Consider the following 24,915-nt stretch of genomic DNA (forward strand, 5'->3'; position numbering starts at 1 on the left):
TCTGCATCGAATTATACGATGGCAACGAAAAGCTGCATATGGCTTCCGATACTCTTGACGAAGCACGAGCAAAGCATTTCAATCTGGGCGGGAGATCCGCGCGCGAGCGACGCGAAGCGGACAGGGGGCACAATCGATGTGGAAGATCAGCCGGGCCGCGGCTTGCCTTGGCGCCTGCTTTGCGATGGGCGGATGCACCAGCCTGTACTATGTGCACGATCCGCAGACTGGCGTGATCACAGCCGGCGAACTGCCATATTTTCTCAAATCGATCCGGTGCGAGGTCGTCACCTTTTATCAGATCGAGCGCGAAAGGCGGAAGCACTACCTCAAGATCTACAAGACCAGGCCGGAAGAGGCGTTCGACCGCTTCGCCCATTTCGACATCGACCCGTTCCTATACGGCACCTTCTTCCTGGAACTGAAAGTAACCGATACCGGCGGTGTCGGGTCCGGCACCGCCTTCGACTATAAGCGCGTTCTAAGTGCCACCACCGCCGAAGTGACCCATGTCGGCCCCACGGCTTCGGCGCAGGACACCTACGACCTGATCTGGTCATTTCTCTTGAAACAGAATGCCGAGCTTGCGTCTGATACCTTGCCGCTGGCATCTAGCCCGGCAACATATGAGCGCGGCTGCTACCGGGGAACGCCGACCGAGCTCCTCGAGCTCGAAGCTCTCGCCGAAAACAAATATCCGGAACGGGCCGCTTTCAAGCGCATCACCGTCGATGCCTCCAAGCCATTGGCGGCCTGGCTGCGCGACAATGCAATTTTGATCGCCGCCAACAACCTGACGCCGGCTATGCCATCGGAAATAGCTGAGCCAGCGCAGATGACCTATACTTTTTCGATCCAAGTGACCGGAGGCATCGAGGCCAAATACTCCCTTACATCGGCGCGCTGGACACCGGCCGCCATCCAAGCCTCCGCATCTGCGCAGCAATTCAGCAATCTCGGTATCTACATCAATGGGCCGAATGCCGTCTTGGCCAACGGAGCAAAGTCTGGCTCGGCCAGCTATGCAGCCAAACAGCCGGCGCTCGGATCAAAGGACAATCCGATTTACACGACACCAATCCCGGGAGGGGAAAAGTCGCAGGAGTTGCCGGAGAGCGGGGGGGCCGCAGCCCGCCGGCCAAGGGCTGGTGGTGGCCCGCGGACGAACGGCTTTATCTTCGCGCCGGTGCCAGTCTTCCCGCCATCTCCAACGCCTACTCAATAAAACATGACTCGTTACTGCCTGCTCGGATTGCTGGTTCTTCTCGTGCTCCTCCCCTGCAGCAGCGCGAAGGCTCAGCCTGCGCTTCCCTCAGGGGTGTCGGAGATGGAGCTCTTCGGAACTGTGATCCGCAGCTCCAAATGGGACGTGAAGGAAATCCCGGTCTGCTGGGAAAACCTCAATCCTCATGACCAGAAATATGCAGAACTCGTCCGAAAAGCCGTGGCCGAGACCTGGGAAAGCGCAGCACAAGGAGGCGTTTGGTTCGCCAAGACCTGGCCTGCCTGTAAAGAGGGCGCAGCCGGCGTCCATGTGCGCATCGCCGACGAGGGCGCGCACACCGACGTCGTCGGCAAGTATCTCGATGGCAAGTCTTCGGGCATGACCTTGAATTTCAGCTCCAATCATTGGAGTAAAGGATGCATCAATAAGCGCGAATTCTGCATTCGTGCGGTCGCTGTCCACGAATTCGGGCACGCGCTCGGCTTTACTCACGAGCAGAACCGCGACGATGCTCCGGAACAGTGCCGCAACGAGAAATTTTCAGGATCGGTCGGCGACTACAAAGTCACTAAATACGACCCCAATTCCATCATGAACTATTGTAATCCAGCATGGAACGGAAGCGGACAACTCAGCCCACTCGATATCGCAGCCGTCAGAACGTTTTATCCGTCCTGACCCTCGCCTTGCTCTTTGTCATCTCCGGGCAGGCGCTAGCCGATCGCGCCGCGGTGCAGATCGCCGCGCGCTATAACGTCAGGACTGTTCATGTCCAGTTTGTCGGCGTTATGTACAACGGCAAGCAGGAAGTCGGAGGCGGCTCCGGCCTTCTGATCGGCGACAACCTCGTGCTCACCAACAGCCATGTGGTCGGACGCGAGGAAAACTACAAGAGCTTTGAGGTCGATGCTCGCCTTGGCTCGCGCAACGCAAACCCAATCAAAGTCAGCGCGATTCACCGCGACGACGCCAACGATCTTGCCCTTCTCGAGTTGGCCCAGCCGGCCAGCAACAGCGGCGGAGCATCGCGCTGCCCAATGCCGGTCATCAATGAAAGCCAGCAGGCCCCAATGGGAACCCAACTCTATCTGCTCGGCTATCCCCTCGACCTGGATCTGAGCATATCGAGCGGCCTGATCAGCAATCAAACCAGCCCAAATGGGCGCTGGCAAACCGATACTGTCATGAACGTCGGCAACAGCGGAGGTCCCGCGTTCAACGAGTTCGGCGCGCTCCTCGGTATCGCTGTCGGCGGCATCGTCAAATGGAACGATGCCCAGGTCAACGGAGTGAATTTCATCATTCCTGCCACGGTCATAGCCGCGAGTCCGCTCTACAAGCTGATTGCGGCTATCCCCCAACCATCCGTCTGCTGGACCAAATGGGTCGACACTACAATCTCATTCGAGAACTGGAGCAAGCTCAACTCGACCCATGTGCAGACGCAAGCCAATCAGGGCGTGAAAATTCCCGAGATCCTGGCCGGCGCGCTTCACACGTTGCTTCCAGAAGACCGGCGGCTCATCGTCAATGTTCCGCTATCGCAACTCGTCGAGCTCAAGCAGATCGAGCGCTCATACACCGTCGACAAGACCAAGGATGATCATCCCGTCGTGTTTGCCGAGCATTCGGCCGACTACGCCGAGACGTTCCCAGCCGAGCCGGGCTACCGTATCACCGGCTGCTCCTGGCATGTCGAGACGGCAAACGGAGCCGGCAACATTGCTTGCGCCATCAACGATGGCGGTGCAGAGGCGCGCTTCACCTACAAGCTGACCAGTGGACCCGCCGTCGATCGGTACCGTGGATGGCTCGGTGCTACCGTCAATCTATCTCAAGTTCTTGCGAAGTAAGGAGGAGGGGCCATGGTCGTCTCGACATTGCGAGCCGATTCTTCAAATGCGCTGCACTGGCTCTCGTCGTTCCGGCAGCTCCGCGCGGCTTTAATTGCTCTGGTCTGCATGTTTGTCGTCGGCTGCGCTCATCAAGCACCTATCTCGAGACCGTCAAAGCCCCAAGCCCAAAACACGCATCAGCACCACGGGCGTGCATTGACAGGATATCACCATCATGCCGCAAGGTATTACGGCCCGAGGTATTATGGTCCGAGACGCCATGATTATGGCTATCATCGCCCCACAACGGGTGAGGCAAGTGAGGAAGCACCTCCCGAGAAACCGACGCCAACTGGCGCCGAGGCTCCCAACAAGCCCGCCATCAAGGGCTTGGTGCCCGTTTATTTTGCGACCAACCGCGAGGTGATGGGAGGCCCGAATCTGCAGCTGAAACAGATCACCTATGATCGTTCGGCCACGAATACCTATGGCTGCGTGACTGTGAGCATACCGATCGTTCACAAGATGGGCGAAGTCGAAACGCCAAAGACATATCTGTACGGCATTTGGACAGAGGCCGAGCAGGACGGAAAGCACTTTCGAATCCAGACTCTATCGAAGCTCTCACGAGAGGAGTTTGCCTCCGCGATCGCCAATCCTGCCGACAGCCTGATGCTGTTCGTCCATGGCTACAATGTTCCTTTCTCGGATGCAGCGTTCAAGGCCGCTCAGATTGCCTTCGATGCAAATTACAAGGGCCGCGTCATGATTTATTCCTGGCCCTCGAAAGGCGGGTTGGCGGATTACGATTACGACCGCGAAAGTGCTTTGCATGCCACCGATGGATTGTTCGATCTTCTCAAGCTCATCAAGACGGAGGGGAACGTTTCGCGGATCATCCTGATCGCACACAGCCTTGGCAGCGAAGTGGTATTGGGCGCCTTGCAGCAGGCAGCGCTGAGCCAAACAGCGCTTGGCATTACCGAGCTGATTTTCGCAGCACCCGACGTCGACCGTGACCTCTATCTGGAGCGGGCTAACCAGATCAAAGCGGCCGCGGGTGCGGTGACCGTGTACGCCTCGTCAACTGATCTGGCTCTGCTCGCCTCGATGAAGAAGGCGCAGTCGAAATCGCGAATGGGCTATGTGACTAAGAGCGGTCCAACTCTCGTCTCGGGCATCGAGACGATCGATGTCTCTGCGGTCGGAAGCGAAATGTTCGCGCTCAATCATAGTACCTATTCAACGAGCCGGGCGGTCCTCGACGATATCGGCCGGATCATCTCCTCATCTAGCCACCTCAAGCCACCGCAGCGGACCCCAACTTTGCGCTCGATGCCTAACGAGCTCAACGCGACCTATTGGATGTATCCTTACTAGTCATCTGGAACGCAAGTTCATCACATTAGTTGATGGCTCGAATCTTTGTAGAGGAGAGCGCTTGTGGGGAATGCAGGTGTGAGAGGCCGGCCGATCGCGCCGTTAGTGCTCAGTCCGCAGGAGCGCACGTACCTAGAGAGGCAAGTTCGTCGTCATCGTGTCGCGCGGTGCTATCTGAGCGATGCCGCGCGATCCTGCGATGTGCGGATGGCCTGCCAAGCAAGTCTGTGGCTGCTGAACTCGGCATCCATGAACACACCGTTGGCAAGTGGCGCCGTCGGTTTTTTTAGAAGGATCGCTGTGATGGCCTGCTTGATGAAGCCCGCCCGAGCCGCCCTCGCACCATCGACGACGATCAGGTTGCTGAGGTAATCGAGCGGACATTGCGTACGACGCCGGCCGACGCGACGCACTGGTTGATCCGCTCGATGGCTGCGGAAACTGGCTTTTCCCACACCACGATCCGCCGAATGTGGTCGGCGTTCAGCTTGCAACCGCACCGTAGCCAGACATTCAAGTTGTCGAGCGATCCACTGTTCGTCGACAAGGTACATTGTCGGCCTTTATCTATCCCCACCGAACCGAGCCGTTGTCCTCAGCGTTGATGAGAAAGCCAGATCCTGGCACTCGATCGCGAGCAGCCGGTCTTGCCGATGATGCCTGGGATGCCAGAACGTCGCACGCACAGTTATGTGCGACATGGCACGACCACACTGTTTGCCGCGCTCGATGTCGCTTCCGGCTTTGTCATTGGCAAATGCTACAAGCGTCATCGGGCGGTCGAGTTCTTGAAGTTCCTCAAGGAAATCGACGCTCAAATCCCCGAGGGGCTTGCGGTCCACATCGTCATGGACAACTACGCCACCCACAAGACACCTAAGATCAAGGCGTGGCTCGCTCGCCGGCCGCACAACCATGTCCACTTTACGCCGACTTCCGCGTCATGGATCAATCAGAACGAGCGCTGGTTCGCTGAACTCACCAGAAAGCAGATCCAGCGAGGTGTTCACACCTCCGTCAGACAGCTCGAGGCCGACATCCGTACCTTCATCGAACTGCACAACAATAACCCGAGGCCCTTCAAATGGACCAAGTCTGCAGACCAGATCTTGGCTTCCGTCAAACGCTTCTGCCACAAAGCCCAGCAGACTTTATGCGGCGAACTTTAGATTCACGTGACTAGGGGGGCGTGCGCATTAATCCTCGTTGATGTGCGGCTCGTTCCTATTTCGAAGCCTTTATGTAACGGCAGCAAATGTCGCGCAGCTTTCGCGGAATCGAGCAGTCTTGCACGATAGTGAGAAGCGGGCCGTGGTGAGATCGGGGACCGTACATGCATGCGCCCGGGAAGACCACAGTTTGGATCGGGATAGCGCGCATCTCGTCGTACGAGTGCCGCTTACTCAGTTGATGGTAAAAGTCCGTTCGGGCTTTTGATGTTTGAGCGTGCGACGCTCCATCATAACAGCCAGCCTTTGCGCTTTTTAGGTCTTGCCGAAGGAGGCGCCCTCTGGGTCCTCTGGCCGGGTCCGCTCTTCAGCATGAAGCCCATCAGAATGAGAGCTGAATACAGGGCTGCGCCGTCACCGCACTTGATCGCGGGGCGAGCATCTCTGAGGGGCCGCTCAGTCCGTGGTGGCGGCGCAAAGATCCGGCAGGCCAAAAGCATGATGGGCAACGACTGCAGTGTCCGAACGGATCCTCCGCTATTAATACTTCCATTATAATGGGTTGATTCTTGAGCTCACCTGCCATATACATCCCTAAAGGGATTTGTAAATGGACCTGACTGTAGAAACTTTCATAGAAGGCACGTGGCACGAGGCGGCCATTGTCAACTTGGAAGCCCCCGAAAAGGGCTACACGACGCCTTCCAGAACTAGCTACGAAATGGGCTATTTTGCCAAGTTCGGCGCCATTCCATTTGCGGAAGACCGTCCCCTTAAAGGCGTACATGCTTACTCGATCAACGCCCCAGTCGATCTGGTGGATCGCGCAGCAAGCACCTGGCCAGCTTTTCTACTGGACCTAATTCCTCAAGGTCACCACGCCGAGAGGATCGCGCGATTTCTGAACCTTCCGGTCGAGGCGCCTTCTACCCAAGTCCATCTTCTCATGAGAGCTGCGAGTTCTCCCGTCGGCAATATTCGCATCAAAGAAGCATATGATCAGGAGGTCGAACGTCTTCAGGACATATCGGTCGCGGGAATCACTATGGAAGAAATTCTCGATCGGAGCGATGCGTTTCTCGAAGTTGCTGATCGCTTTTCCTTGCTTGCCTCGGGTTCGAGTGGGCTGCAAGGTGACTGGCCCAAGGTGTCACTGACTCGCTCCCGAGACGGACTTTGGTATCCGAATTCGATGGTCCCGGACGCGGACGCCCTCGAATTTATCATCGTAAAGCTTCTGCGTAGTGATGAGCCGGTGGATCAGCGGATCCTGGAGTCTGAATCGGGCTATTCGGTGGTCGCAAAAGAGTTTGGCGTCAACGTCGAACGCACGAGCACCTACGGCAATGGTGTGCTTGTCATTCCACGGTTTGACCGCAGGGTGACGTCGGGTGGTCTAATCCGCTACGGACAAGAGAGTCTGGTCTCTGCGATTGGCGTTGCGGAGTTTGCATTTCAGAGCAGGCACGAAACTTATCTGAAAACAATCCAACAGGTCTCGTCGTGTCCGCTGGAGGACACGACGGAGTATCTGCTGCGAGATGTCTTGAACCTGGCTATGGGCAATCCCGATAATCATGGTCGAAACGCCGCGCTTAGAAAATTCCCGGATGGAAGCATACGTCTCGCCCCCTTGTTCGATTTCGCACCAATGAAGATCGCGACAGCGGGCATCGTCCGTTCCACAAGGTGGGGGTGCATGCTCGATGGTGGAGGACAGGACACCAATCCTGATTGGAGGCTCGTCTGTGAGACAGTTTCTAGCCCCAAGGTGCCCGCCCACAAATTGATGTCCGCTTTGGCAGCTAAGGAAGATCTTCTCCGGGCCCTTCCAGAGATTGCAAGAAAGTGCGGCGTGCCGGTCTCCGTCGTGACGAATGCAATCATTCGCAACGAAGATATGGCGAACGGTGTTGCCAAACTGCGCAATGTGACAGATTAGGCGAGCCTCATGGCCAGATGGCGTAAACCTACGAAAGAGGAGATCCGAGATCGTCGCGCCGCAATTGCAGCCAAAGCGCGCGCGGGTACTCTCCGCTTGCCGGAGGCTGTCGCCGAGATGCGTCAAGCCCTCGGGCTCACCCAGATTGAGTTCGCCCGACTGTTTAAGCTGACACCGCGCCAAGTCGCCGACATTGAAAGAGGAGCGGCCAATCCTACTGCGCAAACGCTAGACAAAATAGGTCGCGCATTCGGTTTCCAAATCGGCTTTATTCCGATCGCTGCTGGGGCGACAACGGCCTCTCGCGAAGATGAGAAATCTGCCGGGCCACATTGATGATGAGCGCGTCTCGAACCGAATAGATTCTTCCGAATGGCCATTCGTGAGGAATCTCTTTGGCGTGTTCGCAAACGGTCCGTAATGCTCTGGAGTTTTGAGGAGGCGCAAATCCGGTACGCTGGTCTATTTCAAGATGACACTGCCGGTGTGCCGGGCGAGCCCTTGGCCGACCAAAGGAGCGACGCTGATCGCAAAAAACAGCGGCAAGAGGTTGCGTCGAAGTGCAATTCTGCGAGATCTTGGCCTCTTTTCATCCACCTTGGTCGCCTTCGAACATCTTCGGCCGGTCGGCTTCCCCGTGGCGTTGCTGCAAGATCTTCGTTCAAACTTGACTGGAGGACGAATGTCTTGAACTGAAGAACTGACCTCGTACCCAGGAGGACAATGTCATAATCTTGAGCCGTGGGGTTCACAAACAAAGACAGCGCTCCATATCCCCAGCGAAAGTCGCGAGGCTTTTCGCATAGGAGAGAAGCCGAGCCCGGGCTGGATGCGCGTTAAACCCAAGCTCGCTCCAAGAGATTCGTATCATCAAATGTCGTGGAATGCGTAACCATTTGCGTCTTTTCGTTTCCGCTAGCGTTCACCGGACGACAGAGCCTTGAATTGCCAAGGCTCCCACCACGAAACTGACGTCATCAGCTCTACGGCGATCGGCCAAAAGATGACGTGGGGCGACGCATCCATGGCCGCGCGACCCCGTCGAAGGCCTCGAATGCGTCGATATCGCTGACATAACGCAGCGTCAGCTGGATATCGTCGAGCCCTTCAAGCAATGCTGTCCGACGCGAAGGCGACACGACAAACGGTATCGATAGCGAACACGACATCCTGATCTCACATCGCTCAAGATCGACCTTAATTTCACGCCCGGGGTCTTTCGCAAGCGCGCCTAGGATTTGCTCATAGTCGGCTTTGGGCAATGTGATCGGAAGAACGCCATTCTTGAAGCAGTTCTCGAAGAATATTTCCCCGAAGCTCTCGCGATAACGCAGCGAATACCAAATTGCTTCAGCGCCCAGACTGCTGCTTCTCGCGAGCTGCCGCAGCCAAAGTTATCGCCTGCCACGAGGATCGAGCTGCTCCGAAATGGCGGAATATTCAGCACAAAGTCGGCGCGTTCGGATCCGTCGTCCTGAAATCGGCTGTTGGCGAACAGGGCCTTACCCAAATTAGCGTTCGCAGAACGCATGAAGCGGGCAGGGATAATTGCATCTGTATCAATATTCGGGTCCGCCAGCACTGCGGCGACACCTTCCAACGTCACAAACTTTTCCATTTGCCGCCTCTATGCGTGCGCGAGCTTGCGAACGTCGGTGATGACACCCGTCACGGCGGCCGCCGCCACCGATGCCGGACTTGCAAGATGCGTGCGGCTATTTGGTCCTTGGCGATGCTCGAAGTTGCGATTAGAGGTCGCCATGCAGCGCTCACCTGGCGCGACTTGGTCGTCGTTGATCCCCAGACACATTGAACACCCGGCCTCTCTCCAGTCGAAGCCTGCATCGAGAAATACTTTGTTTAGACCGAGGGCCTCAGCCGCGCGCTTGACCGACGTCGATCCAGGCACAACCAGCGCCCGCACGCCTTTGGCGACCTTGCGCCCCTTGACGATGGCCGCTGCCGCCTGAAGGTCCGATAGGCGGCTGTTGGTGCAGGATCCAATGAAGGCGACGTTGATCGGAATGCCTTCAAGAGGCTGATTAGGTTTGAGGCCGATATAGTGCAGCGCCTGCTCCGCCATGGCGCGACGGACAGGATCGCCAATCAACACGGGATCTGGGATGTTTTCGTCGATACCTACGACATCGCCAGGTGTTGTCCCCCACGTCACCTGGGGGGCAATCTCGCTACAGTTAACCCTGATTTCCTTGTCGAAGAGAGCTTGCTCGTCTGTGTTAAGAGTGCGCCACTGATCTAATGCGGCCTGCCAATGCGCACCTTTGGGAGCATAGTCGCGGCCAGCGATATATTCATACGTGGTATCGTCCGGCCCGATCATGCCAGCACGTCCACCAAATTCAATGGACATGTTGCAGATCGTCATCCTGCCTTCCATGGACATCGCACGAATGACGGGTCCGCAATATTCGATGGCATATCCGCGCGCCGCCTGTGTTCCCTCTTTGCCGATCAAGTAAAGTATGAGGTCCTTGGCACAGACATCCTTTCCCAGACGTCCGGCGAACGTCACCCGTAGCGCCTTTGGCTTGCGCTGAAGTACGGTTTGGGTTGCTAGAACGTGCTCGACATCGCTTGTGCCAAAACCCCACGCATAGGCACCGAGCGCGCCATTTGTTGGTGTATGGCTGTCTGCGCAAACAACAGTCATCCCTGGCGTGATAAGCCCGAGCTCCGGCGCCACGACGTGTTCGATACCCTGCCTGGCATCAGCCAAGTCAAACAGCTCAATTCCGTGTTCGCTGCAGTTCCGTTCCATCAAGGTGATTAGCTCGCGCCCCTCGGGGTTCGAATCGACCGTGCGCCCAGGACGTGTCGAAACGATGTGATCCGTGACACCGAAAGTGAGATCAGGTCGACGCACAGATCGCGAGGCGCGCCGTAGCCCATCAAATGCTTGTCCGCTCGCCGATTCCTGGATGATGTGGCGATCGACATAGAGCAAGAAGACGCCGTCACCCATTTCCCGGATGACATGACTGTTCCAGATCTTTTCAAAGATAGACCGCGGTTGGATCATGTTACACCATGGCCGAGTTGCTCCCACGCTAAGAGCGGGTAGGCTTCACGCCAATTGCGTGATCGGCGACACCGGTCTTGATGCAGGAGGAGCTCGTCGACTAGTAAGAAATTGCAATTTCGAGCGGATGAGGGCTTATGGTCCGGTCGCCCACTTTTTGATATTTAGTCCTTACCCCTTCAGGCCCGATGCACCGGTAACACGGGACGGCTCTCGACTGAGCAGTCGAAACTTCTCAACCCAAGACTTGGCCTGGAACGCCAATGCGCGAGCGTCAGTGGAAAGCGTGACGAATCGAAAGCCACGCGTGACCATGCGCCACGCTTGTTCGGGACCAGGTGCGAAAATGCCTGCAATCAGACCCTTCTTAATGCACCCCTTCAAAACGCGATCGATGGCAGCGTCCACCTCGGTATCAAACTCCTCCAGCTGCGGCTTCCTGTTCAGGGACAGCGAGAGATCGCCTGGTCCGATATAGACACCATCCAGACCTGGCACATCAAGAATACTCTCGATGTTGGCGACGGCTTCAGCGGTTTCAATCATAGCGATGACGCTGAGCTCCCGGTTCGCATGCGCAGCATAGTCCTCGCCATAGGCCGTCGCCGCACGGACGGGGCCTAAGCTGCGCTGGCCCATCGGTGGATATTTGCAATATTGGACGAGGCGCTCAGCGTCCGCTGCCGTGTTGACCATAGGGCATGTCACACCAAGAGCACCTGCATCAAGCGCTTTCATGATGATTGCCGGGTCGAGCCAGGGGATGCGTACCAACGGGAGCACGTCCACGGCCGTAATGGCTTGTAGCATCGCGACGGCGGCATCGTACCCGATGAGACCATGCTGCAGGTCAAGCGTGATTACGTCGAAGCCTTGTCGAGCATAAAGTTCTGCCGAAAACGCATCGGGGATCGCGCAATAGCCGTTCAGTAAATGGCCATTTTCGGCCATGCGGCGATTTAGTCCTCGAAAGGGGGCCATAAGGAAGCTTTCTTTGCTGTGAATATGACGACTGGCCTCGATATCCTGTTGACGGCTGCTGGCATCGGAATGTCGTCGACGCCGCGCGCAACAAGTACACCACTGACCGCGTGATCACTTGACTGCTCCGATTGCGCCGGCAACCGCGCCTTGTTGTGCGCCGGAGCGGATTAGACCCTCAAGAACTCTAGACAAGCTTTTGCAAAAGGTCTGTCGCCAGTGGCGAACTTCTCATGCGCTCGATTTGCCAGCTAGCTGGTGGCTACCGCAACATAGCGCTTTGGCGTCACGCCGTGGACACGCTTGAAGTGCTTCGTGAAGTGACTTTGGTCAACGAAACCGACCTCGTAAGCTACTTGTGCCGCTGGCTCTCCCTGAAGAAGAAGATCAGCGCCGCGCGCGACGCGCCGTTTTATCAGATAGGCATGGGGCGTTACTCCCAAATCTCTTCGGAATGCCCTAATCAGTTGAAAGATACTTGCGCCCGTCTGACGCTCAAGATCGCGAAGCGTAATCCTGATCTCAGGGCTCTTCTTAATAAACGCGAGCGCAACTTCTGTAATGCTTCCGTCAGGGTCGCCGGGCGGAGCAGAGAATGCGTCTGCCGATACGACTGCCGTTTCCATCCCACAAGTCATGTCCAACTCTTGCTGCAGTGGACGAGTTTCATCGCGGGGCTGAGGATGAAGGCGATCAGCATGCCGCGCAAAGCAAGTTAACTGATGACTTGCATGAGTTTTTGCGATATAAGCGAAAACCTAGGGAGAATAATGGGTTATGGGCCAATACTTGCCCATGAATGCGCTACGAGCCTTCGATGCTGCGGCGCGTCATGGCAATTTCAGTCGAGCGGCGGAAGAGCTTTGCATTACCCAAGGGGCCGTCAGCAGGCATATCGCGGTACTTGAGACCCACCTCGGAATAAAGTTATTTGTTCGTAAGCATCGTCGCATCGAACTGACGGAAGAGGCTCGACGATATCATAAGCGGCTTCAGGTTGCGTTTGACGAGATAAGGTCCGCGACGTCCGAGATCTGCGCGTCGTCAAAACACAATGTCCTAAAGCTTAGGTGTTTACCCACCTTTGCCATGCGCTGGTTGATCCCTCGCCTCGCGAGGTTTCGCGAGCAATATCCGCAGGTGGAAATTCAGGTCTCAACCTCACAACAATCCCCTGCCAATTTTGAAGCGCAAGGCATCGATGCCTCGATCGAGTACGGATTGGGCCAGTGGCCTGGGCTCGAGGCCAAACATCTGTTCGACGAACTGCTCATCGTCGTATGCGGCCCCAAGCTTGCGAATGGAATGCCGGTCCCGCGCTATCCGCACGAACTCGATCATCACGTTCTTCTCCATTCCTTGCAGCGCCCGGATTTTTGGCGGCAATGGCTCCAGACTGCAGGCGCGCCGCAGGTCCCGGCCAACACGGGCCTACGATTTGAAAACTCGGGGCTCGCGTGCCAAGCAGCTATCGACGGCCTTGGTATTGCAATTGTGCATCTTCCCTTGATTGAAAGGGATCTCGAAACCGGCCGACTGATCGCACCGTTCAATCTCATTGTCCGCAACCAGATGGCATTCTATCTCGCTTATCCAACCGAAAAGAGCGATTTGCCGGCACTTGTCGCGTTCCGCGCAATGGCTGCTCGGTGAGGCGGCGGCAACCGTCAGATCCATCGATCTGAAATGGACGGGAAAGAAGCGACTCTCAGCCCCGGACATGGACCTTGTGACATCCGCGTAATATAGCGTGAGCAGCCCTTAACTGGTCTGCCCTCCGCGACCTGCGACTAACAGTCCCGGCGTCCCGCAAGATTATACAAGAATGCACTCCTCTAATGCCCTCTATCTGGGCCGAACGATGGGCGCAGTCGTCGCCTTGCTTGCGGCGCATGGCGGTGCACAAATAGGGGGACGGAAACAATGAAGCGCTTCAGCTTGCTGGCCTTCGCGGCGGTTCTTGCCTCACTGTCCATTTCTACAGATGCGCATTCTGCCGAGGTCAAGATCGGCATCATCGGCTCTTTTAGCGGCCCCTATGCCGAGTGGGGCGTCCAATTCAAACGAGCCGTTGACCTCTATGTCGAGAAGCACGGAGGAAAGCTTGGAGGCCACACCGTTGAGGTCCTCTATCGTGATTCTGGCGGCCCAAATCCCGCTCGAGCGAAACAACTCGCTCAAGAGCTGATCACCCGAGAGGGGGTACAATTTCTCGGCGGTATGGACTTCACGCCTAACGCGGTAGCCGTTGCCGATGTTGTGACGCAAGCGAAAATTCCCTTCGTCATTTTCAACGCAAATACCGCAGATACCACACGTAAATCGCCATATTTTTTAAGAGTGGGCTGCACCATCTGGCAATTGGCGTATGGCATCACGCGCTATGCTATTGATCAGGGCAAGAAGAAAGCTGTTGTCTTTGCCGTCGACTACGCCCCCGGTCACGACGCAATTGCAGCTTATGATGCCAATTACGGCAAGCTCGGCGGCAAGATCGTCGATGTCGTAAAGGTGCCTTTGGATACAACTGACTTCTCCAGCTACTTCCAGCGGCTGCAGGACGCGAACGCTGACGTTCTATTTACGTTCGTCCCGAACGGGCCCATCTCCGTTGCACTGTTCAAAGGGTATTTCGAGCGCGGCTTGGCACAACGGGGCTTGCAGTACTTTGGCCTCGGTGAAACCGAGGAGGCACCCCTCGCGGCATTGGGACAAACCGGCGAACTGGCCATCGGTGTATATTCCTCTCTCTTTTATGGTCCTCATTCGCCAGAAAGCACCGCGAATAAGGAGTTCGTCAATGCGCTGGAAGCAAAATACGGGAAGGGCGCCATACCTAATATCGGGACCGTTGAGGCGTGGGACGGCATACACCTGATCGCCCATATGACCGAAGCAACCGACGGGAAACTTGATGGTGAAAAAGCCTTGGCGGCCGCCAAAGGGTACTCCTGGGAGAGCCCGCGCGGATCGATCCGGTCGAACGGGACCTGATCCAAAACGTCTATATCCGAAAGGTCGAGAAGATCGACGGCGTCCTCGTAAATAAACAGGTCGCCGTAATTCCGAATCTCAAAGATCCCTGGAAGGAGGCCAATCCTGCCTCGCGCTGACGACGTTTAGGCGCGCGAAAATAGGGGAGTAGAATCAGGCCGCATGACTCCAGGCCAATGCGGCGGGACGTAATGGCCATTGGCAGCATGCTTGTGATGCAGGCGGTGTTTGAGGGATCAAGTGAATAGCTACTGGACGACGGGTATATCGCTTTTGATCGACGGCCTGTCCTTCGGGATGATCCTCTTTCTGATCTCCTCTGGCCTGACGATCACGCTCGGCGTGATGCGTCTTCTAAACATTGCACATTGTGGTTTCGCCATGATCGGCGGTTACACTGCACTCTCGCTCGTCAATCATTTTGGCCTGGGTTTGCTCGCCGCGCTTCCGATTGCTGTTGCAATCACGGCGATACTCGGGGCCATTCTTGAACGGACCGTATATCGATGGATCTATGAGACGAGTGCTCTCGGTCAAATCCTGATGACAATTGGCCTCACATTCATAATGATCGCCTCGATCAACGCCGGTTATGGCTCGCTGACGCATACATTACCAACGCCTGAATTCCTGGCGGGAGCATGGCATTTTGAAGAGATATCGATTTCTGCTTACCGTAGCTTTCTTTCAATCGTCAGCCTGACAATCGCAGGCCTGATTTGGTACGTCATCGAACAGACCGATTTTGGCGCCCGCTTGCGCGCCTCCGTCGATAATCCGCGCATGGCTCGCTGTGTCGGGATCAATGTGCGGCGGGTGTTCGCTCAGACCTTCGTTGCTGGGTGCGCGTTAGCGGCCATAGCCGGCGTACTTGGAACGCAGATGCTGCCGCTGCAGCCATACTATGCCACGAACTATATGGTCATGGTTTTGATCGTCGTTGCGGTTGGCGGCTTTGGCAGTCTCAAAGGATCGCTTATCGCCGCGCTCGGCTATAGCATCTTCGATACCTATTTTCGCTATCTCTTTCCGGCGGCCGGCGCTTTCGGCATCTACATTCTTCTGGCCCTCATTCTGTCCATTCGACCTTTTGGGCTTTATGGCCGTGCTTAAGGTAACTCCCTCAAAGGACACACCTAAACGGGACATCGCCGCGTCCTTTGGATCCCACCGCTTGGGACTTAGCGATGCGCTGGTGTGGGCGCTTGCAATTTTCGCTTATTTCTTCTTGGGCGCCTATCACCAGCTCGGCACCCAAGTCATCATCATGATCATCTTGGCTCTGTCGCTCGATCTCGCCATCGGTTACTCTGGAATCGAAAGTTTAGGTCATGCCGTCTTTTTTGGTATCGGAGCCTACGCCGCCGCCCTTTTTGCGCTCAATGTTTTATCTGAACCCTTGACCGGCCTTGTGGTAGGAGGGCTAGCTGCCGGCGCGTTCGGCTTCGTCACGGGTTTGCTGGTTCTTCGTGTTCGCGGCTTGACTCAAGTCATCCTCACGATCGCCATTGGTGCCGTCGTCCTCCAAGTTGCGACAACCTGGAAATCAGTAACGGGCGGAGATGATGGCCTTGCGGGGTATCAGGTCGCACCCATCTTGGGACGTTACTCGTTCGACCTCTATGGCCATACTGCCTATCTCTATTCGCTTTGCGTGCTGGCCTTCGTGTTTGCCCTTGCCCGGATCTTGGTAAACTCGCCATTTGGATATGTTCTGCGTGGGATACGCGACAACGACCAACGCATGCGCATGCTAGGCGTACCGGTCGCCGCACGGTTGCTTCTCATCTATTCGATTTCGGCAGCAATAGCGGGTGTGGCCGGTGCAATTTCCGCACAAGTCACCGGGCTTGTCGCAACCGACTCACTCTCATTCCTGCTATCCGGAAACGTCCTCATCATGTTGCTAATCGGCGGGATGGGGCGCCTGACCGGCGCATTCATTGGGGGCATTATTTTCGTCATTTTTTCTGATCGGGCCGCGGCGATAGACCCCTTCAATTGGTTGTTTATGCTGGGTGGACTCCTCATTCTCGCCGTCAGGTTTACACCTCAAGGCGTTGGTCCCTGGATTGATCGTATGGGTGGCTATCTCCTCGATCGCAGGCGGAAACCATGAATGATACGGTCCTCGAAATCGTCGGTCTGCACAAAAGCTTCGGTGCTCTCGCCGTCACGCGTAATATCAACTTCCGCCTTGAGATTGGTGCAAGACACGCTCTGATTGGTCCGAATGGCGCAGGAAAGACCACCCTTGTAAATCTCATCACGGGAGCGTTGGCTCCATCCTCTGGGTCGATCCGACTTGAAGGACGTGACATCACACGGTATTCGCCGCAACGCCGAGTCTCTCTGGGGCTCGCGCGAACGTTTCAAATAAACTCGCTATTCCCGTCCATGACGGTGGTCGAAAATATTGCCCTCGCGGTCGTTGCAAATATGCATATCGACGCAAAACTGTGGGGCGCGCTCAATAGGCGCAAGCAGGTTCTGATCGAACTCGAGCGGCTCCTAGACGTTTTTAACCTCAGTGGTTCGGCATGCCAATTGATTTCCAATCTCGCATATGGTCAACGGCGGCTCGTTGAGCTCGCGCTGGCGCTGGCTCTCAAGCCAAAGGTGCTCATTCTCGACGAACCTGCTGCTGGCTTGCCGAAAGAAGACAGCGGAAAACTTTCGGAATTGCTGCGGCGGTTGCCCGCCGACCTCGCAGTCATCGTCATCGAGCACGACATGCAGATCGTTTTTGGTTTCGCTGACCGTATCACGGTGTTGGCAGAGGGAAGCGTGCTGACGCAGGGAACCCCGTCCGAGATTCGAGCAGATGCTAAGGTACGAGAGGTTTACCTCGGACAGGCGCGCAATGACTGATTTGCTGAGACTGGAAGCTGTCACCGCAGGATATGGCTATGGCGCCGCGGCTATTGAAAACGTGGCTCTTTCGCTCCCGAGAGGGTCGTCATTGGCCGTGTTGGGACGCAATGGTGTCGGCAAGACGTCCCTGCTTGCGACCATTATGGGCCTAACGCAAATGGCCTCCGGCAAGATCACATTTGACGGCGGCGAGATCGGAGGCATCGATACCTACGAGCGGGCTCGCCTGGGCCTCGGTTACGTGCCTCAGGAACGAGAGATCTTTCCTTCCCTGACGGTAGAGGAAAACCTTTCCGTTGCAAGGGTTGATCGGGGAAAGTGGAACATTGAATCCGTGTTTGAGCTATTCCCCCGGCTTGCTGAGCGACGGCAGAACTTCGGAAATCATTTGTCGGGTGGAGAGCAGCAGATGCTGGCTGTCGGCCGAGCGCTCGTCAGCAATCCCGCTTTGCTTATTCTCGACGAGCCGTTCGAAGGATTGGCTCCGGTCATTGTTGACCAGCTTGTGGAAGCGCTCAAACGCATCAGAAAAGAAAGCGATATGACGTTTATCCTCGTAGAACACCATGTTGATCTAGCGCTGTCACTAACGGTCCAGGCCCTAATTCTGGATCGAGGCCAAGTGGTTTGGAACGGCAAAAGCAACGATCTGGCGGGCAATAAGTCCGTTCTATCGAGCCTCGTTGGCATCAGCTAGGGAGGTAGACGACCTCCGATTACATACCTACCGGCAACGATACCAGTGCCGAGGTTACGGTACGGGACAATTGCCTCCATCGACATTAATGGCTGTTCCCGTTACGAACGAGGCTAGGTCCGAGGCTAGAAAGCAGGCCACATTCGCAACCTCGGTCACAGTTCCAAGCCGACCGAGACGCACGCTCTTTCCTTTCTGCAAAACGAAGTCTTCGTAGCTCGCTTGCGGTGCGGTGGACCGGTGCATTCGTTTCCACTGGTCGGTTTCGATCGATCCAAGGCAGATGGCGTTGATAAGGACGTTATCCGGCGCGCATTCGTTAGCCAGCAGCTTCGTCATGGATAGGCCGGCCGCCCGGCTCAGCGCCGACGGAGCGGCGCCGGTACCGGCCTTTGCCGCAATGCTGAGAATATTGACAACTCGTCCCCAGCGTCTTGCTCGCATTCCAGAGAGGCAACGCTGAGTTAAGTAAAGTGCCCCTCCGACTTTCAGCATGAAATCGGACTGGAGTGCGTCCCACTCAACTCCCGATATTGGCTCGTGGGCAGCGTTGCCTGCGTTGTTAACGAGGACGTCAACATGACTGAAGTCGGGGGAGAGCCTCGACCAGGCCTGGTCAATCTGCAATTTGTTTCCGAGATCACATGAGATTCCAATCACGCGCTGACCGGTTGTGCTACTTATCTGGTCGGCGGTATCACTCACTTGTTGTTTATCTCGGGCGAGAATTGCAACAGAAGCGCCGGCCTCGGCGAACGCCAGAGCTATCGCTCGGCCAATGCCTCGGCTTCCGCCCGTTACGATTGCGGTTCGGCTTTTCAGCGAAATCTGCACTAAACTATCCTTGCTTGCTCTAGCACCGAGATTTCCATCGCAGCAGTCCGAAAATGCGGAACCGCGGACGAGTTACGTGGCGGGCGCAGAGGCCTGGGACCGGGCAACTTTGTCGAGCGCCTGCCAGTCTCGAAGTCCGACCGCCTCAGCAAAGGCCGCGCGAGCCGCCGGAAAATCGGCCAGTGCCGGGAGAGGGGACCCGTCGGCCGTGGACAACAACAACCCTGCGAGCGCGCTCGCCATCGCTTCTGTGGTCCGCAGCATCAAATAACTCGGATAAGCGATAAGATCGTAGCCCATCACAAAGAGATCTTGTGCCCGCGGCAGTTGCGCTTTCCCATCTTCAGTTAGGGCAAGCAGCTGGTGTTTCCCCCGGAAGGCACTCCCAACCGTCACGAGATCGTCATGTGCTTTCAATCCTGGAATAAATACACCATCCGCGCCCGCGGCTAAGCTGCGCTCCGCTCGCTTTAGGGCGCCATCTAGGCCAAGCGTTGTTAAGGAGTCCGTGCGGGCGATAATCAACATGTCGCCTGAACTGCGGGCATCAACAGCTGCCCGAAGCTTTGTTTCGAATTCTGCCATCGCGACAACAGCAGGAGCAGGATTATCGCCGGGTTGCTTGCTCGGGCGAGCCTGGTCCTCCAGGATCACGGCGCCAACACCAAGCGCCTCGTACGCGCGGATCATGCGAACAACGCTCTTGATGTCACCGTAGCCGTCATCGCCATCGGTGATGAAGGGTAGATCGGAGGCCGCCGCAATATCCTGAATACCGGCGACCATCTCGCCAAGCGCCGCAATGCCTAGGTCCGGCAACCCGTAACGGGCAGCAAGCATTGCCGACCCACCAATTGCAAACGCTTTGAACCCAGCCCGCCCTATCAGCCGGGCGGCAAAAGCATCTTGAGCAACCGGAAGGACGAGCGGTCGTCCGGCTTCCATGACCTTGCGCAGAGGAATACGAGCTTTCAAAAGACACCCAATGATGCGAGTACGGCAACGACGCGAGTCCGACAACCGTGAAAGCGGTTAGTGAAGGTCGCTCCAGTGCAGAAGACCATCGTTGGACTCAGCACGTTTCATAAAGCACGTGTACTATCAACCGACAGGCGCCGGCATCACTAGGAGAAAATTGCACGATGGGCTGCCCCGATAGCATTGCAATTTCTTGCTAGCGGATCAGCGCCTAAAACCCTGTACTCGCGCAAAATCCTGTGGCGACACGGCGGGCCTCAGGGCTAGTACTGCTCAAGCCAGAGGAGAACGTCGCACTCTTCTTTCATGGACGAGGTCGCATGACGAGTGGCCACCTTAGCTAGCCAAAGGGTGCGCCATGCCATAGTGCACTCAGCCAAGCGCGTGGTCTCTTGGTTCGCTGGGTCAGTGTCCGACGTGACGACATGGAGTAGATCTCGACAGGCGCCAAGGCCGGTCGAGCCTGGCCTTTTACTCAACCGAGCTCGCAAGGCACACATCTGGGCAGCTCAGACTAATGTTGCGTCCCGATGCGTGTGGCCGGTTCTGTCAACAATCCCATTCAATCGACCAGACACGGAGACTTCCACGATGACAGGACACACCAAACAGGAGCCTCGCCTGGCGGGAGGCGAAGATGCGTCCCTCCGGGGCAAGGTTGCGATCGTAACGGGCGCAAGCCGAGGCATCGGTGCTGCCATTGCGCTCGAGCTCGCGCAAGCAGGCGTCGATTCCGTTATCGTCGCCCGGGATGAGGCCATGCTCAACAGCGTTGCCGAACGCGCACGATCATTTGGAACAAGGGTAGAGGTCGTTGCTGGCGACCTGCGAAACGTGGAAACCGTTTCCTGGACGATCGACCGGGCCTTGGCCGCTTTTCAGAAGATTGATATTCTTGTCAACAACGCCGGTGCGACCACGCGGGGGCACTTCCTGGAGCTGCCCGATAGTGATTGGGAGGATGGTTTCGGCCTAAAATTCTTTGGTGCAATGCGCCTCTGTCGGGCGGCCTGGCCTACACTTGTTCAGACGAGTGGATCCGTCGTGAATATCGCCGGTGCAGGCGGCCGAACACCCGACATCTATTTCGCTATCGGTTCGCCAGTGAATGCCGCACTCAATAGTTTCAGCAAATTCCTCGCCGAGCTTGGCATTAGGGACGGCGTGAGGGTCAATTGTATCAATCCCGGCTTGGTGAGGACAGACAGATTGACAAAGCGCCTGACGCTGGAGAGCCGCGAACGACGCATCGACCCTGCCGAAATGGAATATCAGCTCAGCCGCGAGTTGCGCATTGCGCGAATCGGCGAGCCTGAGGATATCGCGGCGCTGGTTAGATTTGTCTTGTCAGATCGCGGTCGTCTCCTGCAAGGGGCTGCTATCGATGCGGATGCAGGTCTGACAAAAACGCTTTAGATTCGCCTAACCGCGCAACTCTGGTTCGTCGGCCCCACTCAGGGAGAATGCCGAGGTTCAGGTCGCGCGTATAACCAGGGCTGGCACGCTCGGCTCTTCTGCTGGAAGTCCTCAATGTCGGCGACGAATCTTAGCGTTTGACCAATCTCGTCGAGGCCCTCTAGCAGCGTTGCGCGACGGGCAGTTGGAATGTTAAAAGCGATTGTCCTGTCGTTCGGTAATTCGATGGTGCAGCTTTCGAGATCCACCGACATCGTCGGATCGTTCGTGGTCGCCAGGTGGTGATGGATCTCATCAACCTCTGCCTGCGGTAACGTGACGAGTAGCAGCCCGTTCTTGAACGAGTTTTCGTAAAAAATGTCGCCAAAGGTGGGTGCAATCACGCAGCGAATACCGAACCGTACCAGGGCCCAAACCGCGAACTCGCGGGAGCTGCCACAACCAAAATTGGCTCCCGCAACAATAACTTTGCTCTTGCGAAAGGGGGCGCGGTTCAAGATAAAGTCCGGCACCTCTTGGCCTTGCAGATCATACCGCCAGATCGCAAACAGGCCTTCCCCCGGATTGCTCTTCAAGCTGCGTTGCCAAGCGACCGAAATGATCGCGTCTGTATCGATGTTAGGGCGCGGGAAACTGGCCGCGACACCCTCGACACGTGTGTATTTCTCCATACGAATTCTCCGGCGGCCTAGGTTAAGTACCTTCTGACGTCCGTTACCGCCCCGGCAATCGCAGCGGCGGCCACCGAGGCGGGACTGGCTAGGTGGGTGCGACTCTTTTGGCCTTGGCGCCCCTCGAAATTGCGGTTCGACGTAGAGATGCAACGCTTACCGGGTCCTACAAAGTCATCATTGATGGCGACGCACATGGAACATCCGGCCTCCCGCCACTCAAACCCAGCTTCCAGGAAGACTTTGTCGAGCCCCAGAGATTCAGCGGCATGTTTAACCTGCGCTGAGCCGGGTACCACAAGCGCGCGTACATGCGAAGCGACCTTGCGCCCCCGCACGACTTCGGCGGCAGCCTCTATATCGGAAAGGCGGCTGTTGGTGCATGAACCGATAAACGCCACGTCGACGGTGAGCCCTTCGAGAGACTGACCGGCCTCAAGACCGAGATAAGTCAGCGAACGGTCCATTGCGGCGCGACGCGCAAGGTCGTTAACCGCCGCGGGATCAGGAATCGGATCGCTGACGCTGCCAACATCCTCGGGGGTCGTCCCCCAGGTGACCTGCGGGCCGATGCTCGTGCAATCAACATCGACCTCTCGATCGAAAACCGCTTCTGGGTCGGTCGGGAGCGAACGCCAGTAAGCCAATGACTGTTCCCACATTTCTCCCTTGGGCGAATAAGGCAGATCGTGGAGATATTCGAATGTGACGTCATCGGCAGCTATAAGTCCAGCTCTCGCACCGAACTCGATCGACATATTGCAGATGGTTTGGCGTTCTTCTATCGACAAAGACCGTATGACGCTGCCGGCATATTCCACAGCGTAGCCACGTCCCGCCGCAACGCCGATCTGACCAATCAATCTCAAAATGAGATCCTTGGCGTATACCCCTCGGTTGAGCTTGCCTTCGAAATTGATACGCATGCGTTTCGGCCGCCGCTGGACGATTGTCTGGGTCGCGAGCACATGCTCCACCTCGCTGGTGCCAATGCCCCAAGCCCAACAACCAAGTCCTCCACACGTTGCCGTATGGCTGTCGCCGCATACCAGTGTTGTGCCGGGCAAGACGATGCCGAGCTCAGGTGCGATTACATGGACAATGCCTTGCCGAGGATCGTCAACATCAATGAGTTCAATCTTATGAGCCTGACAATTTTCACGTAACAGCTGCACGAATTCCCGACCACCAGCGAACGTCTCTCCCGTACGACCTTTCGCCGTGGAAAGGATGTGATCGACAACAGCATAGGTCAGTTCGGGATTACGGGTCTTGCGGCCAGCACGCTTCAAGCCCTCGAAGGCGGCAGCCGATGTGCATTCATGAACCATGTGCCGGTCCACATGAAGAAGAAACACGCCATCTTCAATCTCCCGGATAACATGCGACAGCCAGATCTTGTCGAACAGAGTTTCGCTGTTTGCCATGGCGCTAATCGACTTGTCCCAAGGGGCTTGAATTCTCACGAGGTGAGCGAGCCGTACACGAGCTTTGGGAAGTTAAGAACCTCGGACATTGCCCAATAGGAGAAAATTGCAAACACCCCTTTTGCCCGGCTAGCAAATCGATGCTGTGCGTCAGATGCGCTTAAGTACTCGCGGTCCACGCAAAATAGAACGATCGGCCTGCATCAGGCCTGCGCTATCTACAAGAGCAACTTTCTGGAAACGCGGAGCGAGCCAACGGGTATTGCCTGCGCAAACAACTACGCCGGGCACAACGATTGCAAGAGGCGAAAGCTGCCTATTGACGTCCGTTCGGATGATCTTCTTGGCGAGCCAAACCGAAAGGTTCCAATATAGGCTGATCGCTTGTCCGGAACAGAATCGATTTCTCATACGCAATATATTCGCACCACGACCAAGCCGGCTCTGCGATCACATCGCGCTCTGACCATTCGTGCTTGACGCCATCGATAATGGTGGCACCGCTTCCCTTCGCAACAACACAAAGACTACTCGATGTGCGTCGTCGTGCCTTCGAGTGGAAGCCTTTACGGAATCCGTTCACGTGACAGGCGATTGTCGGCATGACATGCCCACCCGTGATAGGATTTACGTATTCGTAAACGACACCCTCGTACGGGTCATCATCGTCGCGGTCCAGTCCGGCTTGTATCATTGCTTCGGCGGCAGCCCATTTGTACACCAACTGGGGCGAGGCCGGCGGTTGCGCGCGCGTCCGACCTTGTAGCATTCCGAGCGCGCCAATATCTTCGTAAGAGCCCACAGTATTGGTATAGGGTTCTAAGGATTTGCTAGGATGCATCTCGAAACAATCGGCTCGCATGTATGAAACGAATGGGGTATCGAGCGCATCGAACCAAACCATTGGCTCCGTCCCGCCATTGTGCGCGTGACTATGCCAGCACCCTCCAGGCGTGAGCAAAAGATCAAGCTCGTGCATATCCGCGCGCGTGCCATCGACGACCGTGAACGCACCACTTCCCGACAAGATGAAGCGCAGCGCTGAATAGGTGTGCCGGTGCGCCGGTGCGACTTCGCCAGGTAGGATCATCTGCAACGCGCCATTGAGCGTAGGCGTTGCTGCTGCGGACCGTGGCATCCCGGGATTCTCAAACAGAAGAATTCGGCGCTCAGTGCCCGGCCCGGCCAATGATGTCTTAACAGCTTCCTCGAACTCAGCGTGCAAGTCGCGCCACCGCCATACATGGCCGCGCGCCTTGTAGCCCATCTCTTCGGCGACCCCGCTGGTATTCCAGATGGGAATGATACTCAGCCGCTTCATACGATCGGCCCGCTCGGCTGTGGGATCGGCATGTTTCGGATCTGGCTGAGCCGTGCTGTTCGACATTTTGGTTCCTCAACTTTAGTTCGAGCTTGCCGCCACGCTGCGGTTGATTAGACCTGCCGGCTAGC

The 24,915-nt window shown here is 56.5% G+C and carries 21 protein-coding genes and 2 pseudogenes; 14 read left to right on the forward strand and 9 right to left on the reverse strand.

All coding sequences use genetic code 11. The annotated features are described in order from the left end of the window. The first annotated feature begins 136 nt into the window (after positions 1-136). The 7 genes and pseudogenes from L6637_RS25330 (at position 137) to L6637_RS25360 (ending at position 7,887) form a co-directional block, all read left to right on the forward strand. On the forward strand, positions 137-1,225 hold the full coding sequence (locus L6637_RS25330; protein WP_128955132.1) for a hypothetical protein: 1,089 nt from the start codon (positions 137-139) through the stop codon (positions 1,223-1,225). Positions 1,226-1,327: 102 nt separating this feature from the next. Further along, a complete protein-coding gene (locus L6637_RS25335; RefSeq protein WP_232995544.1) occupies positions 1,328-1,903 on the forward strand; it encodes a M12 family metallopeptidase in 576 nt (191 codons plus the stop codon). An 8-nt stretch (positions 1,904-1,911) separates the two neighbouring features. After that, positions 1,912-3,078, forward strand: a complete 1,167-nt coding sequence (locus tag L6637_RS25340) for a S1 family peptidase (protein WP_232995545.1) — start codon at positions 1,912-1,914, stop codon at positions 3,076-3,078. A gap of 12 nt (positions 3,079-3,090) precedes the next feature. Next, on the forward strand, positions 3,091-4,440 hold the full coding sequence (locus tag L6637_RS25345) for an alpha/beta hydrolase (protein WP_128929974.1): 1,350 nt from the start codon (positions 3,091-3,093) through the stop codon (positions 4,438-4,440). A 63-nt stretch (positions 4,441-4,503) separates the two neighbouring features. Beyond that, positions 4,504-5,609: pseudogene (locus L6637_RS25350) on the forward strand (IS630 family transposase). A gap of 610 nt (positions 5,610-6,219) precedes the next feature. Continuing rightward, positions 6,220-7,551: a type II toxin-antitoxin system HipA family toxin gene (locus tag L6637_RS25355; RefSeq protein ID WP_128929975.1), complete on the forward strand. Its 1,332-nt coding sequence runs from the start codon at positions 6,220-6,222 to the stop codon at positions 7,549-7,551. A gap of 9 nt (positions 7,552-7,560) precedes the next feature. After that, positions 7,561-7,887, forward strand: a complete 327-nt coding sequence (locus L6637_RS25360; RefSeq protein ID WP_128929976.1) for a helix-turn-helix domain-containing protein — start codon at positions 7,561-7,563, stop codon at positions 7,885-7,887. A gap of 647 nt (positions 7,888-8,534) precedes the next feature. Here L6637_RS25360 and leuD (L6637_RS25365) read toward each other — a convergent pair. The 4 genes and pseudogenes from leuD (L6637_RS25365) to L6637_RS42810 all read right to left on the reverse strand — a co-directional run bounded on the left by leuD (L6637_RS25365) (position 8,535) and on the right by L6637_RS42810 (position 12,210). Beyond that, a pseudogene (leuD, locus tag L6637_RS25365) lies at positions 8,535-9,169 on the reverse strand (3-isopropylmalate dehydratase small subunit). Positions 9,170-9,178: 9 nt separating this feature from the next. Further along, on the reverse strand, positions 9,179-10,591 hold the full coding sequence (gene leuC, locus L6637_RS25370; RefSeq protein WP_128929977.1) for a 3-isopropylmalate dehydratase large subunit: 1,413 nt from the start codon (positions 10,589-10,591) through the stop codon (positions 9,179-9,181). A 171-nt stretch (positions 10,592-10,762) separates the two neighbouring features. Then, positions 10,763-11,542 (reverse strand): HpcH/HpaI aldolase family protein, encoded by a 780-nt coding sequence (locus L6637_RS25375; protein WP_206733115.1) that lies wholly within the window; start codon positions 11,540-11,542, stop codon positions 10,763-10,765. Between the two features lie 281 nt (positions 11,543-11,823). Further along, positions 11,824-12,210 (reverse strand): helix-turn-helix transcriptional regulator, encoded by a 387-nt coding sequence (locus L6637_RS42810; RefSeq protein ID WP_128929979.1) that lies wholly within the window; start codon positions 12,208-12,210, stop codon positions 11,824-11,826. 139 nt (positions 12,211-12,349) lie between these two features. Between L6637_RS42810 and gcvA the strand changes: the two genes are divergently transcribed. The 6 genes from gcvA (at position 12,350) to L6637_RS25410 (ending at position 18,137) form a co-directional block, all read left to right on the forward strand. Next, on the forward strand, positions 12,350-13,225 hold the full coding sequence (gcvA, locus tag L6637_RS25385) for a transcriptional regulator GcvA (protein ID WP_128929980.1): 876 nt from the start codon (positions 12,350-12,352) through the stop codon (positions 13,223-13,225). Positions 13,226-13,495: 270 nt separating this feature from the next. After that, positions 13,496-14,566: an ABC transporter substrate-binding protein gene (locus L6637_RS25390; protein ID WP_128929981.1), complete on the forward strand. Its 1,071-nt coding sequence runs from the start codon at positions 13,496-13,498 to the stop codon at positions 14,564-14,566. Positions 14,567-14,806: 240 nt separating this feature from the next. Next, a complete protein-coding gene (locus tag L6637_RS25395) occupies positions 14,807-15,679 on the forward strand; it encodes a branched-chain amino acid ABC transporter permease (RefSeq protein WP_128955133.1) in 873 nt (290 codons plus the stop codon). A gap of 61 nt (positions 15,680-15,740) precedes the next feature. Then, positions 15,741-16,685, forward strand: coding sequence for a branched-chain amino acid ABC transporter permease (locus L6637_RS25400; RefSeq protein WP_206733114.1), 945 nt, complete (start codon positions 15,741-15,743; stop codon positions 16,683-16,685). Next, positions 16,682-17,437 (forward strand): ABC transporter ATP-binding protein, encoded by a 756-nt coding sequence (locus tag L6637_RS25405; RefSeq protein WP_128929984.1) that lies wholly within the window; start codon positions 16,682-16,684, stop codon positions 17,435-17,437. Before L6637_RS25400 ends, L6637_RS25405 begins: the two co-directional genes overlap by 4 nt. Continuing rightward, complete coding sequence (locus L6637_RS25410; RefSeq protein WP_128929985.1) at positions 17,430-18,137, forward strand: ABC transporter ATP-binding protein; 708 nt, start codon at positions 17,430-17,432, stop codon at positions 18,135-18,137. The genes L6637_RS25405 and L6637_RS25410 overlap by 8 nt, the downstream gene beginning before the upstream one ends. 54 nt (positions 18,138-18,191) lie before the next feature. Here the strand turns inward: L6637_RS25410 and L6637_RS25415 are convergent, their stop codons facing one another. Both L6637_RS25415 and L6637_RS25420 read right to left on the reverse strand, forming a co-directional pair. Next, on the reverse strand, positions 18,192-18,971 hold the full coding sequence (locus L6637_RS25415; RefSeq protein ID WP_128955134.1) for an SDR family NAD(P)-dependent oxidoreductase: 780 nt from the start codon (positions 18,969-18,971) through the stop codon (positions 18,192-18,194). A 72-nt stretch (positions 18,972-19,043) separates the two neighbouring features. Next, the gene (locus L6637_RS25420; RefSeq protein ID WP_128929987.1) at positions 19,044-19,946 is read right to left on the reverse strand and encodes an isocitrate lyase/PEP mutase family protein; all 903 of its coding nucleotides are present in this window, start codon (positions 19,944-19,946) and stop codon (positions 19,044-19,046) included. 594 nt (positions 19,947-20,540) lie between these two features. On the opposite strand from L6637_RS25420, the gene L6637_RS25425 reads away from it, so the two are divergent. Next, positions 20,541-21,365 carry an SDR family NAD(P)-dependent oxidoreductase gene (locus L6637_RS25425; protein ID WP_128929988.1) on the forward strand — a complete coding sequence of 275 codons (825 nt, stop codon included), beginning with the start codon at positions 20,541-20,543 and terminating at the stop codon, positions 21,363-21,365. Between the two features lie 38 nt (positions 21,366-21,403). Here the strand turns inward: L6637_RS25425 and leuD (L6637_RS25430) are convergent, their stop codons facing one another. The 3 genes from leuD (L6637_RS25430) to L6637_RS25440 all read right to left on the reverse strand — a co-directional run bounded on the left by leuD (L6637_RS25430) (position 21,404) and on the right by L6637_RS25440 (position 24,850). Continuing rightward, positions 21,404-22,036: a 3-isopropylmalate dehydratase small subunit gene (gene leuD, locus L6637_RS25430; protein WP_128929989.1), complete on the reverse strand. Its 633-nt coding sequence runs from the start codon at positions 22,034-22,036 to the stop codon at positions 21,404-21,406. A 17-nt stretch (positions 22,037-22,053) separates the two neighbouring features. Next, positions 22,054-23,463, reverse strand: coding sequence for a 3-isopropylmalate dehydratase large subunit (gene leuC / locus L6637_RS25435; RefSeq protein WP_128929990.1), 1,410 nt, complete (start codon positions 23,461-23,463; stop codon positions 22,054-22,056). Between the two features lie 316 nt (positions 23,464-23,779). Next, the gene (locus tag L6637_RS25440; protein ID WP_128929991.1) at positions 23,780-24,850 is read right to left on the reverse strand and encodes a cupin domain-containing protein; all 1,071 of its coding nucleotides are present in this window, start codon (positions 24,848-24,850) and stop codon (positions 23,780-23,782) included. Positions 24,851-24,915: the final 65 nt, after the last annotated feature.

The organism is Bradyrhizobium zhengyangense (genome assembly GCF_022012435.1).
Lineage (GTDB): Bacteria > Pseudomonadota > Alphaproteobacteria > Rhizobiales > Xanthobacteraceae > Bradyrhizobium > Bradyrhizobium zhengyangense.

Bases quoted from the DNA above. Each gene is read 5' to 3' on its own strand.
- L6637_RS25330 (WP_128955132.1), top strand. From the start codon at position 137: ATGTGGAAGATCAGCCGGGCCGCGGCTTGCCTTGGCGCCTGCTTTGCG.
- L6637_RS25335 (WP_232995544.1), top strand. From the start codon at position 1,328: ATGGAGCTCTTCGGAACTGTGATCCGCAGCTCCAAATGGGACGTGAAG.
- L6637_RS25345 (WP_128929974.1), top strand. From the start codon at position 3,091: ATGGTCGTCTCGACATTGCGAGCCGATTCTTCAAATGCGCTGCACTGG.
- L6637_RS25355 (WP_128929975.1), top strand. From the start codon at position 6,220: ATGGACCTGACTGTAGAAACTTTCATAGAAGGCACGTGGCACGAGGCG.
- L6637_RS25360 (WP_128929976.1), top strand. From the start codon at position 7,561: ATGGCCAGATGGCGTAAACCTACGAAAGAGGAGATCCGAGATCGTCGC.
- leuC (WP_128929977.1), bottom strand. From the start codon at position 10,591: ATGATCCAACCGCGGTCTATCTTTGAAAAGATCTGGAACAGTCATGTC.
- L6637_RS25375 (WP_206733115.1), bottom strand. From the start codon at position 11,542: ATGGCCGAAAATGGCCATTTACTGAACGGCTATTGCGCGATCCCCGAT.
- L6637_RS42810 (WP_128929979.1), bottom strand. From the start codon at position 12,210: ATGACTTGTGGGATGGAAACGGCAGTCGTATCGGCAGACGCATTCTCT.
- gcvA (WP_128929980.1), top strand. From the start codon at position 12,350: ATGGGCCAATACTTGCCCATGAATGCGCTACGAGCCTTCGATGCTGCG.
- L6637_RS25390 (WP_128929981.1), top strand. From the start codon at position 13,496: ATGAAGCGCTTCAGCTTGCTGGCCTTCGCGGCGGTTCTTGCCTCACTG.
- L6637_RS25405 (WP_128929984.1), top strand. From the start codon at position 16,682: ATGAATGATACGGTCCTCGAAATCGTCGGTCTGCACAAAAGCTTCGGT.
- L6637_RS25410 (WP_128929985.1), top strand. From the start codon at position 17,430: ATGACTGATTTGCTGAGACTGGAAGCTGTCACCGCAGGATATGGCTAT.
- L6637_RS25425 (WP_128929988.1), top strand. From the start codon at position 20,541: ATGACAGGACACACCAAACAGGAGCCTCGCCTGGCGGGAGGCGAAGAT.
- leuD (WP_128929989.1), bottom strand. From the start codon at position 22,036: ATGGAGAAATACACACGTGTCGAGGGTGTCGCGGCCAGTTTCCCGCGC.
- leuC (WP_128929990.1), bottom strand. From the start codon at position 23,463: ATGGCAAACAGCGAAACTCTGTTCGACAAGATCTGGCTGTCGCATGTT.
- L6637_RS25440 (WP_128929991.1), bottom strand. From the start codon at position 24,850: ATGTCGAACAGCACGGCTCAGCCAGATCCGAAACATGCCGATCCCACA.